At 74.5% G+C, this 12,386-nt stretch carries 9 protein-coding genes; 6 read left to right on the forward strand and 3 right to left on the reverse strand.

The genetic code is table 11. The features are described 5' to 3' along the window. The first annotated feature begins 460 nt into the window (after positions 1-460). Both GCU67_RS14535 and gcvP read left to right on the forward strand, forming a co-directional pair. A complete protein-coding gene (locus GCU67_RS14535; protein ID WP_163611939.1) occupies positions 461-1,036 on the forward strand; it encodes a MerR family transcriptional regulator in 576 nt (191 codons plus the stop codon). Between the two features lie 121 nt (positions 1,037-1,157). Next, entirely contained in the window at positions 1,158-4,190 is a 3,033-nt protein-coding gene (gene gcvP / locus GCU67_RS14540; RefSeq protein WP_163611940.1) for an aminomethyl-transferring glycine dehydrogenase, read from the forward strand. A 52-nt stretch (positions 4,191-4,242) separates the two neighbouring features. Here gcvP and GCU67_RS14545 read toward each other — a convergent pair whose 3' ends face one another. After that, positions 4,243-4,623 carry a nuclear transport factor 2 family protein gene (locus GCU67_RS14545; RefSeq protein WP_163611941.1) on the reverse strand — a complete coding sequence of 127 codons (381 nt, stop codon included), beginning with the start codon at positions 4,621-4,623 and terminating at the stop codon, positions 4,243-4,245. A gap of 187 nt (positions 4,624-4,810) precedes the next feature. Next, positions 4,811-5,773, reverse strand: coding sequence for a type I pantothenate kinase (gene coaA, locus GCU67_RS14550; protein WP_163611942.1), 963 nt, complete (start codon positions 5,771-5,773; stop codon positions 4,811-4,813). Between the two features lie 92 nt (positions 5,774-5,865). On the opposite strand from coaA, the gene GCU67_RS14555 reads away from it, so the two are divergent. Continuing rightward, the gene (locus tag GCU67_RS14555) at positions 5,866-6,705 is read left to right on the forward strand and encodes a GNAT family N-acetyltransferase (protein WP_163611943.1); all 840 of its coding nucleotides are present in this window, start codon (positions 5,866-5,868) and stop codon (positions 6,703-6,705) included. Positions 6,706-6,750: 45 nt separating this feature from the next. Here the strand turns inward: GCU67_RS14555 and GCU67_RS14560 are convergent, their stop codons facing one another. Then, positions 6,751-7,290 (reverse strand): YbhB/YbcL family Raf kinase inhibitor-like protein, encoded by a 540-nt coding sequence (locus tag GCU67_RS14560; RefSeq protein ID WP_163611944.1) that lies wholly within the window; start codon positions 7,288-7,290, stop codon positions 6,751-6,753. A 404-nt stretch (positions 7,291-7,694) separates the two neighbouring features. Between GCU67_RS14560 and GCU67_RS14565 the strand changes: the two genes are divergently transcribed. The 3 genes from GCU67_RS14565 to GCU67_RS14575 all read left to right on the forward strand — a co-directional run bounded on the left by GCU67_RS14565 (position 7,695) and on the right by GCU67_RS14575 (position 12,384). Continuing rightward, positions 7,695-8,426, forward strand: coding sequence for a beta-phosphoglucomutase family hydrolase (locus GCU67_RS14565; RefSeq protein WP_163611945.1), 732 nt, complete (start codon positions 7,695-7,697; stop codon positions 8,424-8,426). Beyond that, complete coding sequence (locus GCU67_RS14570; protein ID WP_163611946.1) at positions 8,423-10,795, forward strand: glycoside hydrolase family 65 protein; 2,373 nt, start codon at positions 8,423-8,425, stop codon at positions 10,793-10,795. Before GCU67_RS14565 ends, GCU67_RS14570 begins: the two co-directional genes overlap by 4 nt. A gap of 302 nt (positions 10,796-11,097) precedes the next feature. Beyond that, complete coding sequence (locus GCU67_RS14575) at positions 11,098-12,384, forward strand: alkaline phosphatase family protein (RefSeq protein ID WP_163611947.1); 1,287 nt, start codon at positions 11,098-11,100, stop codon at positions 12,382-12,384. Positions 12,385-12,386 lie beyond the last annotated feature (2 nt).

The raw sequence follows: 12,386 nt of genomic DNA on the forward strand, positions 1-12,386 counted from the left end.
CGCAGGCTCCGGCCCCACCTGAGCAAGGCCCCCGCTACCCCCTGCAGCGGGGCCCGACCGTCCTCGACCCGTCGCGGGGTCCGTGGTGCGCCGGCCGGGACGCAGGTCCGGCGGCCGGGTGCGACGTCCGCCGGAGGCCCCGAGAGGGAGCCGGGTGGGGGCTGGTCCCGGCAGGGGGGCGCCCGACAGGGGTCCGGGAGGTCCCCCCAAGGGGGTGAGTGGGCCGACACGCCCCCCTCTCGGTTGACCGGTCACCGGCCCCGGCCTACGGTCAGCGAATCACGTGCGTGGAACTCGACGAGCACCGTGGCGTGACCTCCCCGGCGCGAGCCGGGGACGGCCCAGGCGACAGTGCTGGGTGCGGGACCCTCGTCCCGGTCCACCCGGACCGCCGCGTGAGCGAGGACGAGAGCACAGCAGGGCCGCGCACGCGGCCGACGAGCGCCAGCGAGGAGTGCCCGTGAGCGACCACCACGACGGTTCGCAGGGTCAGCTGTTCAGCGACGCAGCGGTGGGTGCTCCCTCCTACGACGACATCGACAGCGACGTCGTCGGCTACCGCGGCCCGACCGCCTGCTCCGCCGCCGGCATCACCTACCGGCAGCTGGACTACTGGGCCCGCACCGGCCTGGTCGCCCCCTCGGTGCGCACCGCCACCGGCTCGGGCACCCAGCGGCTGTACTCCTTCCGCGACATCCTCGTGCTCAAGGTCGTCAAGCGGCTGCTGGACACCGGCGTCTCCCTGCAGAACATCCGCAAGGCCGTCGACCACCTGCGCACCCGCGGGGTCAAGGAGCTCTCCCACATCACGCTGCTGTCCGACGGCGCCACGGTGTACGAGTGCACCTCCGCCGAGGAGGTCGTCGACCTGCTCGCCGGCGGCCAGGGCGTGTTCGGCATCGCCGTCTCCGGCGCGCTGCGGGAGCTGTCCGGCGAGCTGGCCGAGCTGCCCGCCGAGCGGGTCGACGGCAGTGGTCCGGTCAACGCCGACGACGAGCTCTCCGCCCGCCGACGCCGCCGCGCCGCCTCCGCCTGAAGAAGGTCGAAGACCCCCCCAGCCACGGGGATGGGATCGATCCCATCCCCGTCCTGTGGCCCACCTCACGACCCCGTCGGACCCTCCGGCGGGGTCGTTGCACGCTGGTAGCGTCGGGCCAATGGTCGACCGTTCGTCCGAACTGGACGGAACCCCGCCCCGCACCACCCCGCCGCTGACCGGAGCGCTCCCGTCGCTTTCGGCCCTGTCCCCGCGGGGGGAGTTCGCGGCCCGGCACATCGGCCCGCGGCCCGCCGACACCGCGGCGATGCTCGAGGTGGTCGGCCACGCCTCGCTGGAGTCCCTCGCCGACGCCAGCGTCCCCGAGGGGGTGCGCGACCGCCGTCCGCTCGACCTGCCCGCCGCCGCCGACGAGGCCACCGTCCTGGCCCAGCTGCGCGAGCGCGCCGAGGCCAACGAGGTCCTCACCTCGATGATCGGGCTGGGCTATCACGGCACGCTGACCCCGACGGTCATCCAGCGCACCATCCTGGAGAACCCGGCCTGGTACACCGCCTACACGCCCTACCAGCCCGAGATCAGCCAGGGCCGGCTCGAGGCGCTGATCAACTTCCAGACGATGGTCGCCGACCTCACCGGCCTCGACGTCGCCGGCGCCTCGATGCTCGACGAGGCCACCGCCGCCGCCGAGGCGATGACCCTGGTGCGCCGGGCCGGCCGGGCCAAGGCCGACGCGGTCTTCGTCGTCGACGCCGACACCCTGCCGCAGACCCTCGCGGTGCTCCGCACCCGCGCCGAGCCCCTGAGCATCGGCCTGCACGTCGCCGACCTGTCCGCCGGCTGGCCCACCGACCTGCCCGCCGCCGGTGCCTTCGGCGTCCTGCTGGCCTTCCCGGGCGCCAGCGGTGCCGTGCGCGACCACCGGGCGCTGGCCGAGGCCGCACACGCCGCCGGTGCCTCCGTCGTGGTCGCCGCCGACCTGCTCGCCCTCACCCTGCTGGAGGCCCCGGGGGAGTGGGGCGCCGACGTCGCCTGCGGCACCACCCAGCGCTTCGGCGTCCCGATGGGCTACGGCGGCCCGCACGCCGGCTACCTCGCCGTCCGGCAGGGGCTGGCCCGCCAGCTGCCCGGCCGGCTCGTCGGGGTGTCGGTCGACGCCGACGGCGACGTCGCCTACCGGCTGGCGCTGCAGACCCGCGAGCAGCACATCCGCCGGGAGAAGGCCACCAGCAACATCTGCACCGCCCAGGTGCTGCTGGCCGTCATCGCCGGCGCCTACGCCGTCTACCACGGCCCCGAGGGCCTGACCGCGATCGCCGCCCGGGTGCACCGCAGCGCCCAGGCGCTCGCCGGGTGGCTGCGCGCCGGCGGGGTCCCACTGGTGCACGAGCAGTACTTCGACACCCTCGCCGTCTCCGTGCCCGGCCGGGCCGCCGAGGTCGTGGCGGCGGCGGTGGAGCGCCGGGTGAACCTGCGGCTGGTCGACACCGACACCGTCGCGGTGGCCTGCGACGAGACCACGACCCCCGCGGTCCTGGCGCTGGTGGCCGAGGCCTTCGGCGTGGCCGCCGACGTCTCGACCCTGGACGACGATGGCGCCGACGCCCTGCCGGTGCAGCTGCGGCGGGCCACCCCGTTCCTGACCCACCCGGTCTTCGCCCAGCACCGCTCGGAGACCGCGATGCTGCGCTACCTGCGCATGCTCAGCGACAAGGACCTCGCGCTGGACCGCACGATGATCCCGCTGGGCTCGTGCACGATGAAGCTCAACGCCGCCACCGAGATGGCCGCCATCACCTGGCCGGAGTTCGCCGGGCTGCACCCCTTCGCCCCGAGCGAGCAGGCCCGCGGCTACCACCAGCTGATCACCGAGCTGTGCGAGGGCCTGGCCGAGATCACCGGCTACGCCGCGGTCAGCGTGCAGCCCAACGCCGGCTCGCAGGGCGAGTTCGCCGGCCTGATGGCCATCCGGGCCTACCACGCCAGCCGGGACGACGCGGGCCGCGACGTCTGCCTCATCCCGTCCTCGGCGCACGGCACGAACGCCGCCAGCGCGGTGATGGCCGGCATGCGGGTCGTCGTCGTGGCCTGCGACGAGGCCGGCAACGTCGACCTTGCCGACCTGCGCGCCAAGGTCGCCGCCCACGCCGAGCGGCTCGCCGCCATCATGATCACCTACCCGTCGACGCACGGGGTGTTCGAGGTCGAGGTGCAGGAGATCTGCGCGGCCGTGCACGACGCCGGTGGTCAGGTCTACGTCGACGGCGCCAACCTCAACGCCCTGGTCGGGCTGGCCCGCCCCGGCCGGTTCGGCTCCGACGTCAGCCACCTGAACCTGCACAAGACCTTCTGCATCCCGCACGGCGGTGGCGGCCCCGGTGTCGGCCCGATCGGCGTCCGGGAGCACCTGGTGCCCTTCCTGCCCAGCCACCCGCTGGTGGAGACCGGCGGCACCGGTGCGGTCATCTCCGGGGCGCCCTTCGGCTCGGCCGGGATCCTGCCCATCTCCTGGGCCTACCTGCGGCTGATGGGCCCCGACGGGCTGCTGCGGGCCACCCAGCACGCGATCCTGGCGGCCAACTACGTCGCCGAGCGGCTGCGCCCGTACTACCCGGTGCTCTACGCCGGTGCCGACGGGCTGGTGGCCCACGAGTGCATCCTGGACATCCGGCCGCTGACCAAGGCCACCGGCGTCACCAACGACGACATCGCCAAGCGGCTCATCGACTTCGGCTTCCACGCCCCGACGATGAGCTTCCCGGTCGCCGGCACGCTGATGGTCGAGCCGACCGAGAGCGAGGACAAGGCCGAGCTCGACCGGTTCGTCGAGGCGATGATCGCCATCCGCGGCGAGATCGAGCAGGTCGCCAGCGGTGCGTACGACGCGACCGACAACCCGCTGCGCAACGCCCCGCACACGCTGAAGATGCTCAGCGGGGCCTGGGACCGGCCCTACTCGCGGGAGACCGCGGTGTACCCGGTCCGCGGCCTGACCGGGCGGGGCTACCTCGCGCCGGTGCGGCGGATCGACGGCGCTTACGGCGACCGCAACCTGGTCTGCTCCTGCCCCTCCCCGGAGGCGTTCGAGGAGCCGCACGTGCCGCACCAGCCGGTGGCCACCGAGCCCACCCGGGCCCAGGGCGCCCCCGACGACCTGGGGACGACCGCCGACGTCGTCGGCGCCCAGGCCTAGAGCCCGCCGTCCGGCGGCCGGTCGACCCGGCCGCCGGACGATGCGTCCACCGTCAGGCCCGGGTGGGGCGGATGAAGGCCGCGGAGTCGTAGTAGGTGCGCACGCCGGTGACCTGGTCGCCGACCACGTCGATGACGGTCACCCCGCTGTAGGTCAGCTCGGCGCCGTCGGTGAGCGTGCTGCGCGAGACCCACTCCAGCGACGAGCCGGTCTCACCGTCGAGGGTGGAGGTGAACTCGGTGGTGATGGTGCCGAACACCGAGCGGTAGTCGTCCCAGAAGACCCGGGCGCCGTCGGGCCCGGTCTCCTCCTGGTGCCGGTCCAGCTTGCGCAGGACGGCGCCGGGAGCGGTGAGCTCCACCATGGGGCCGGTGTCGCCGTGCTCGTCCAGGTGGTGCAGGGCGGCCATGAAACGGTCGCTGACAGCGCTCATCGGTTCTCCTCCAGGTGCCGGACCCTCTGCCCGTCCCTGGTGGCCTACCCGGTCGTGCGGCATCGACCCACCCAGCGCCCGTCGGCCCCGTCGCAGGGCCCCGCCGCGAGTTGAAGGACCCCGTCCTCCTCACCCCTCGCGAGCTCGGGGCGAGCCTCGGGACGGGGCCGGGGGCGACGGGGTCCTCTCAGAGCTTGCGGAGCAGGACCCGCCGCACGGAGTGGTCGGCGGACTTCTGCAGCACCAGCTTCGCCCGGGAGCGGCTCGGGGCGATGTTGCGGCGCAGGTTGGGCTCGTTGACGCCCCGCCAGATGCCCAGGGCGGTGGTGGTCGCCTCCTCGTCGGTGAGGTCGGCGAAGCGGTGGAAGTAGGCGCTGGTGTCCTGGAAGGCGGTGCGCCGCAGGGCGAGGAAGCGCTCGACGTACCAGCGGGAGATGTCGGCCTCGGTGGCGTCGACGTAGACGGAGAAGTCGAAGAAGTCCGACAGGAAGACCTCCGGCACCCGCCCGTCGGCGCTGCCACCGGCCTGCAGGACGTTGAGCCCCTCCAGCACGAGCACGTCGGGGCGGTCGACCACCTGCCGCTGCCCGGGCAGGACGTCGTAGGACTGGTGGGAGTACAGCGGGGCGCTGACCTCGGGCCTGCCGGACTTCACGTCGGCCAGGAAGCGCAGCAGGGCGCGGCGGTCGTAGCTCTCCGGGAAGCCCTTGCGCTCCAACAGCCCGCGGGACTCCAGCTCGGCGTTGGGCAGCAGGAACCCGTCGGTGGTGACCAGGTCGACCCGCGGGGTGTCGGGGGCGGCAGCCAAAAGCGCCTGCAGCAGCCGCGACGTGGTGCTCTTGCCGACCGCGACGCTGCCGGCCACGCCGATCACGAACGGCACCTTCTCGGTGCGGGCGCCCAGGAAGCGGGTCTGCTCGGCCCACAGCCGCCGGCTGGCGGTGACGTGCAGGTGCAGCAGCCGGGCCAGCGGCAGGTAGACCGTGGCCACCTCGTCGAGGTCGATGCGGTCACCGAAGCTGGCCATCGCCCGGACGTCGGCGCTGTTCAGCGGCAGCTCGCCCCCCGCGGCCAGGGCCCGCCAGGACCCACGGTCGAACGCGGTGAAGGGCGAGACCTGCGCTCGCGTTCCGGCCGTCACGGCGTTCATGGTGCCGTCTGCCCGCCCGGGCCCCCCCGACCGGGTGGTCCCAGGGCGGCTGGCGGCCCGCCCGGGGGGCCCGGGCGTCTAGGGTCCTGGGCGTGTCGTCGCCCGGGCTGCTCGACCGGATCGAGCGTTACTCCGCTCTCGCACCGCTGGCGGAGGCCCAGGTGCACCTCGTGGGTGCCCTCCAGGTCCCGATCGGCACGGCGGAGTGGCCCTTCCCGGCCCGCCCGGTGGCCGGCCGCGAGGCCGACGTCACCCGGGCCGACGTGCAGGCCGCGGTCGCGATGCAGGAGGCGGCCGGGCTGCCGGTGTCCCTGGAGTGGCTGGGCGACCGCTGCCGGGGGCTGGCCGCCGTCGCCCGCTCGACGGGGCTGGTCGTCGACGAGCTGCCGCTGCTGGTGGCCGACGACCCGCTGACGGTGCTGCTGCCCGCCGGCGTCCGGCTCTACCTCGTCGGCGCCGACGACCCTCGGCTGGGGCTGTACCAGCGGTTGACCGCCCTCGCCTTCGCCCAGCCCCGGCCGGTCGCCGTCCCGACCGGTGGGCCGTCGGCCCCCGGGGTGCCGGAGGTGGCCGCGGACGACCCGGGCCCGGAGCACGTGCCGGCGACCGAGGTGCTGCGCGAGCGGGTGGCCTCGGGACGCACGGTGATGATGGTGGCCGTCGAGGACGGCCAGCCGGTCGCCATCGGCTCCCACCAGCCCGTCGACGTCGACGGCACCGAGATCAGCGAGGTCGTCGGCGTGGCCACCCTGCCCCGCTTCCGCGGCCGCGGCCTGGGCGCCGGGCTCACCTCGGCACTGGTCGAGCACGCCCGGCAGACCGCGGACCTGGTGTTCCTCTCCGCCGGGGACGACGACGTCGCCCGGGTGTACGAGCGCGCCGGCTTCGCCCGGGTCGCCACCAGCTGCGTCGCCGAGCGACCGGGCGGCTGAGCGGTCCGGCGGGGGAGGGGAGCACCCGCCCCCGCCGCCGCGAGGTCAGTCGACCGAGAAGGTCGCGACGATCCGCGCCCGGGCCAGGGTGTGGCCGAACAGGTTGAAGCCCAGGTAGGCCGGGGTCGCCTCGGCCGGCACGCCCAGGTCGTCGGTGTCCAGGGCGTGCACGACCACGTAGTACCGGTGCGGGCCGTGCCCGGCCGGCGGGGCGGCGCCCACGAAGCCGGCGAACCCGGCGTCGTTGCGCAGCTGGACGGCGCCCTCGGGCAGCCCGCCCTCGGACGCACCGCTGGGCAGCTCGGTCACCGACAGCGGGATGCCGGTCACCGCCCAGTGCCAGAAACCGCTGGTGGTGGGGGCGTCGGGGTCGTAGACGGTGACGGCGAAGCCGCGCGTGCCCTCGGGGAAGCCGGACCAGGACAGCTGCGGGGAGCGGTCCTCGCCACCGGGGACGCCCATCGCGCCGCTGGTGTGCGGCGCCGGGAGCACCGCGCCGTCGCCGACGTCGGTGCTCGTGAGGTCGAAGGACGGCACCTGGGGCAGGAAGTCGTAGGGGTCGGGCGGGATCGGTCGACCGGTCATGCCGGGTCCTCCTCGGGTCGGGTGGCTCCCACGCGGTGATCGCGGGAGCGGCTGCTCCCGACACTAGGCAGGTCGGCCGTGCCCCGCCCGGTCGCCCCCACCCGTTCCGCGACCGCCCCCGGTCGTCCGGCCGTCGGGTCCGGGGACCGCGCCGTGCTGCTCCGGCGGCGCGCGGGTGCACCGGGCGGGCGACGGCTCCACCTCACCTCCCGTACGACCGTTATCCCCAACAACCGCGCCGACCGCCCGGCCCGCCGTCCCGGCCGGGGGAGCGGAGCGCTCCCGAGCGCGGACGCACGGCGCAGCGGCCAGCGGGGACACCGGCACCGGACGGGGCGGACGGCGCGGCGGGCTCCGGCAGGCTCACCAGGTGCCGGTCGGCAGCGCGCCGTACCGTGACGCCCGTGCTGGGACTCCCCGAAGACATCCGGGCCTGCTTGTTCGACCTCGACGGGGTCCTGACCCAGACCGCGAAGGTGCACCAGGCTGCCTGGAAGCGCACCTTCGACGAGTTCCTCCGGGGTCGGGACCCGTCGGCGGCCGAGTTCAGCGGCGACGACTACAACACCTACGTCGACGGGAAGCCGCGCAAGGACGGCGTCCGCGACTTCCTGGCCAGCCGGGGCATCACCCTGCCCGAGGGCAGCGACGACGACCCGGCCGACGCCGCCACCGTGGCCGGTGTCTCGACCCGCAAGAACGTGCTGGTGCTCGCCGAACTCGACGAGCACGGCGTCCAGGTCTACGAGGGCTCGATGCGCTACCTGCGCGCGGTCAAGGCCGCCGGCCTGGCCACCGCCGTGGTGACCGCCTCGGCCAACGGCGAGTCCGTGATCGCCGTCGCCGGGTTCGCCGACCTCATCGACACCCGCATCGACGGGCTGGTCGCCGCCGCCCAGGGGCTGCGCGGCAAGCCCGCGCCGGACCCCTTCCTGGCCGGTGCCCGGGCGCTGGGCATGGAGCCCGCGCAGTGTGCCGTCTTCGAGGACGCGCTGTCGGGGGTCGAGGCCGGCCGGGCCGGGGACTTCGGCTTCGTCGTCGGCGTCGACCGGGTGGGTCAGGCCGAGGGCCTGCGCGAGCGCGGTGCCGACGTCGTCGTGGCCGACCTCGACGAGCTGCTGGACGGTCAGCAGTGACCGCGGGCCGCGCGCACTTCGTCGTCGAGCCCTGGTCGGTCACCGCCATCGGGCTGGACCTGGCCTCCCTCGGCGTCAACGAGTCGGTGTTCGCCCTGGCCAACGGGCACATCGGCATGCGGGGCACCTTCGAGGAGGGCGAGCCCGTCGTCGTCCCGGGCACCTACCTCAACGGCTTCTTCGAGGAGCGGCCGCTGCCCTACGCCGAGGCCGGCTACGGCTTCCCCGAGCAGGGGCAGACGGTCGTCAACGTCACCGACGGCAAGATCATCCGGCTGCTGGTGGGCGACTCGCCCCTGGACCTGCAGTACGGCGACCTCATCGACCACCGCCGCACGCTGGACCTGCGCGACGGCGTGCTGCGCCGGACCACCGAGTGGCGCTCGCCCAGCGGCCGCCAGGTCCGGGTCACCAGCACCCGGCTGGTCTCGCTCACCCGTCGCTCGATCGCGGCCATCGAGTACTCGGTGGAGTGCACCGACGACCTCGGCGACCTCTACATCGCCCTGCAGTCGGACCTGCTGGCCAACGAGGCCGTCTCCACGACCGAGACCGACGACCCGCGGGCGGCCTCGGCCATGGACCGGCCGCTGGCCTCCGAGCTGCACGAGGGCTCCGCCCGCCATGCGGTGCTGGTGCACCAGACACGCCGCAGCCGGCTGCGGGTCGCCGCCGGGATGGACCACGAGGTGGAGATCCCCGACTCGGCGTCCGAGGAGCTCGAGGTGTCCCCGGACCTGGCCCGCTACCAGCTCGCCGCCCGGCTCCCGGCCGGCTCCAAGCTGCGGCTGGTCAAGTACCTGGCCTACGGCTGGTCCAGCCGGCGGTCCTCGGCCGCCATGCGCGACCAGGTGGAGGGCGCGCTGGCGACGGCGAAGCTGGCCGGCTGGGAGCGGCTGCTGCGGGAGCAGCGCGAGCTGCTGGACACCCACTGGGACGAGGCCGACGTCGAGATCGAGGGCGACGACGAGCTGCAGCAGGCCGTGCGGGTGGGCATGTTCCACGTCCTGCAGGCCGGGCTGCGTGCCGAGCGTCAGCCGATCCCGGCCAAGGGCCTGACCGGTGACGGCTACGACGGCCACACCTTCTGGGACACCGAGACCTACGTCCTGCCCGTGCTGACCTACACCGCCCCGCAGGCCGTGCGCGACGCGCTGCTGTGGCGGCACTCGATCCTCGACCAGGCCCGGGAGCGGGCCCGGGTGCTGGGGTTCGACGGCGCGGCCTTCCCGTGGCGGACCATCCGCGGGGAGGAGACCTCGGGGTACTGGCCGGCCGGGACGGCGGCGTTCCACATCAACGCCGACATCGCCGACGCCGTAGCCCGCTACACCGTGGCCACCCGCGACGCGGTGTTCGACCGTGACTACGGCACCGAGCTGCTGGTGGAGACCGCCCGGCTGTGGAGCTCGCTGGGGCACTTCGACGGCGAGCAGAACTTCCGCATCGACGGCGTCACCGGGCCCGACGAGTACACCGCCGTGGTCGACAACAACGTCTACACCAACCTGATGGCGCAGCGGAACCTGCGGGAGGCCGTCGCCGCGGTGGGCCGCAACCCCGACACCGCCGTGCGGCTGCAGGTCGGGGACGACGAGGTGGAGCGGTGGTCCCGCGCGGCGGAGGCCATGCGGGTGCCGTTCAACGTCGCGCTGGGCGTGCACGAGCAGTCCGAGGGGTTCACCCACCACGAGGAGTGGGACTTCGCCGGCACCCGGGCCGACCAGTACCCGCTGCTGCTCAACTTCCCCTACTTCGACATCTACCGGAAGCAGGTCCTCAAGCAGGCCGACCTGGTGATGGCGCTGCACCTGCGCGGGGACGCCTTCACCCTCGAGGAGAAGATCGCCGACTTCGCCTACTACGAGGCGCGCACCGTGCGGGACTCGTCGCTGTCCGCGGCGGTCCAGGCGGTGGTGGCCGCGGAGACCGGGCACCTGCAGCTGGCCCACGACTACTGGGGCGAGGCGGCGCTGACCGACCTGCAGAACCTGCACGGCAACAGCGGCCACGGCCTGCACATCGCCTCGCTGGCCGGTGGCTGGATGGTCGCCGTGGGCGGGTTCGGCGGGATGCGCGACCACGGCGGCCGGCTGGCGTTCGCCCCGCGGCTGCCCCCGCGGATCACCCGGCTGCGGTTCCGGATGGTCTTCCAGGGCCGCTGCCTGTCGGTCACGGTCACCCCGGACCGGGCCACCTACCGGCTGGTCTACGGCGACGAGCCGTTGGAGATCCACCACCACGGCCAGCGGGTGCTGGTCGCCCAGGACGGCGTGGACCTCCCGATCCCGCCGCCGCTGGACGTGGCCCCGGTCAACCAGCCGCCCAACGCCGCCCCCCGCCGCCGCAACCGCCCCACCAGCGACTGACGGCGGACCCCCTCGCCCAGCCACTGCGCGTACCCCGCGGTGGGTGGGCGAGGGGGTCGCTCCTCATGCCGAGATCTCGCGGTCGGTGACGCACTGACGGCGTCGTCCGCGCGGCTGCTCGCCCCGCCCGTCGGGGCGGGGCGAGATCTGCAGTCTCGTGGCCACCGACGCCGGGAGGCCACGAGTTCGCAGATCTCGCGGTCGAGTGGACGGCGTCCGGGCGCGGCGGGCCGGGCGGCCAACAGTTCGTGAACGGTCGGTGCAGCGCGTGTACGCAGGTCGGGACGGTGCAACATCCGGGCATGACACAGCTCCCGCAGGTGCCGCTCAGCCGACGGCGGTTCCTGGCGGCCGGGGCCGCCACGGGCGCGGCCGTCGTCCTCTCCGCCGCGGCGGGGGCGCCGGACGCGCGCGCCGCCGGGCCGGGACCCCGGGTGTACGTCCTGGTCGTCGACGGCTGTCGGCCCGACGAGATCAGCCCGGTGCTCACCCCGCGGCTGGCCGCGCTGCGCAGTGCCGGGACGACGTTCCCGCTGGCGCGCTCGCTGCCGGTGATGGAGACGATCCCCAACCACACGATGATGATGACCGGGGTGCGGCCGGACCGGACCGGCGTCCCGAGCAACTCGGTGTTCGACCGGGTCGAGGGCGTCGTCCGCGACCTCGACCGGCCCGGTGACCTGCGCTTCCCGACCCTGCTCGAGCGGCTGCGGACCGGCGCCCGGACGACGGGCAGCGTGCTGAGCAAGGAGTACCTGTTCGGCGTCTTCGGCACCCGGGCCACCTACCGCTGGGAGCCCTTCCCGCTGCTGCCGGTCACCGACCACGCGCCCGACGCGGCCACCACGGACGCGCTGATCGCCATGGTCGACGGCCCGGACCCGGACTTCGTGTTCACCAACCTCGGCGACGTCGACCGGTTCGGGCACGCCGACGTCACCGGCACCACCGTGCAGGCCGCCCGCCGGCTGGCGCTGGCCTCCACCGACCTGCAGGTGGGCCGGTTCGTCGACCACCTGCGGGCCACCGGCCGCTGGGAGCGCAGCGTGCTGCTGGTCCTGGCCGACCACTCGATGGACTTCTCCCTGCCCACGTCGACCATCTCGGTGAACCGGGTGCTGGCGCCGCGGCCGGACCTGCAGGCCTCGATCACGATCGCCCAGAACGGAGGCGCCGACCTGCTGTACTGGACCGGGCCGCCCGCCCGCCGCAAGGCCGGTCTGACCGAGGTCCGCCGGCTGGTGCAGGCCCATCCCGGCGTCCTGTCGGTGCACGTCCCCGGGTCGCTGCGGCTGGGTCCGGAGGCCGGGGACCTGCTGGCCTACGCCCGGCCCGGCTGGCGGTTCACCGACCCCGAGCCGACCTCCAACCCGATCCCTGGCAACCACGGGCACCCGGCGACCGAGCCGATCCCGTTCTTCCTCTCCGGCGGGCACCCGGCGCTGCGGCAGGGCCTGAGCAGCAGCGCCCAGGCGCGCACGGTCGACGTGGCGCCGACGGTGGGGGCGGTGTTCGGGCTGACCGCGCCGACCGGCGGCTACGACGGCGCCCCGCGGCGCGAGGCGTTCGTCGCGCTGCCGCTTCGCTGACA

Source organism: Modestobacter muralis (assembly GCF_010682105.1).
Lineage (GTDB): Bacteria > Actinomycetota > Actinomycetes > Mycobacteriales > Geodermatophilaceae > Modestobacter > Modestobacter muralis.